Here is a 1,136-nt window from a genome sequence, read left to right on the forward strand (position 1 = left end):
TTTCTACCGATTAACAATCTGAATTTGGGAATGCTGTCAACATTCCCAATTCTTTTTCTTTATTTTAGGTACTGTTCATTAGCTTTCTTTTTTATACTTTGATAATTTATATTTATTTAAGGAAAATCTCACCTTTCCGCTTTTCTATTTTATAACGAGCTACAATCTGAAGGATAGACAAAATTTCATCCAATGTTTCATTATCTGTGAAATCAGCATTGAAAGTATGCTTCTTCATTGTTTCATTTTCTATATGTATTTTTACATGAAAGGCTCGCTCCAACTCTGCAGAAATTTCTTCCAATGAGTTTTCTTTAAATATAAACTGTCTTGTCACCCAAGATATGGAGTTCTCAGTACGAATATCACTAACTTCCATCTTATTACTGGATTTATGGAAAAGCGCCCGTTGCCCCGGATGTAAAATTTTATCTGCAATCTCAGAGCGATTGAATTCCTTAAATAAAGCGATACAGCCATTCAGTAAAGTGACTTCTACTATATCTGAACTTTTTGGCGCAACAACATTAAAAGAAGTTCCCAGTACCCGTATGTTTATCCCATCAGATTGCACAATAAAAGGCTTATTTTCATCCTTACGGATTTCAAAAAAGGCTTCTCCGTTTATCTCTACTTCTCGTTGCTGTCCTAAAAACTCCCGCGGATAACGCAAACAGGCATTAGCATTTAGCCAAACCACACTGCTATCGGGTAAAATTATTTTTGTTTTTGCGTCTGGCACTGCCGTTGTTTCATAATAAACAAGCGTTTGCTTTGGTTCATTGCCTATTAGATGTATGGACAAAACTATAAGTAAGGCTAAAGATGCAGCGACAAACAAATATTTCCATCGGTTATTATCTTTTTGAAAATAAGATATAATGAGCGGTTTATCTATCCTCTCATTTAAGAGTTCGTACATTTCCGTTTCATTAAACGGAAGCGATTTAAATCGTGTCCTACTTAATAGATCCTCTATTTTATCTGTATTATTGTTCATTATTCTATGTCTTTTATTTAATAGATGACAAGAGAAACAAAAAACTCCTATTCTTCATATGAAAAATATCATTTTTGTTTTTTCATCCAATCTAACCTTACCTTACCAACGCACTGTTTACTAAAAATAGTTTCTT

1 protein-coding gene is annotated in these 1,136 nt (G+C 33.2%); it reads right to left on the reverse strand.

Going from position 1 to position 1,136, the window contains the following annotated elements:
* Window positions 1–112: 112 nt before the first annotated feature.
* A complete protein-coding gene (locus DXA15_RS25065; protein WP_128135848.1) occupies window positions 113–1,000 on the reverse strand; it encodes a FecR family protein in 888 nt (295 codons plus the stop codon).
* Window positions 1,001–1,136: the final 136 nt, after the last annotated feature.

This window comes from Parabacteroides sp. AM58-2XD, from assembly GCF_003463685.1.
GTDB lineage: Bacteria > Bacteroidota > Bacteroidia > Bacteroidales > Tannerellaceae > Parabacteroides > Parabacteroides segnis.

Excerpts from the sequence above, each read along its gene's own strand:
- DXA15_RS25065 (WP_128135848.1), bottom strand. The coding sequence starts at position 1,000 with ATGAACAATAATACAGATAAAATAGAGGATCTATTAAGTAGGACACGA.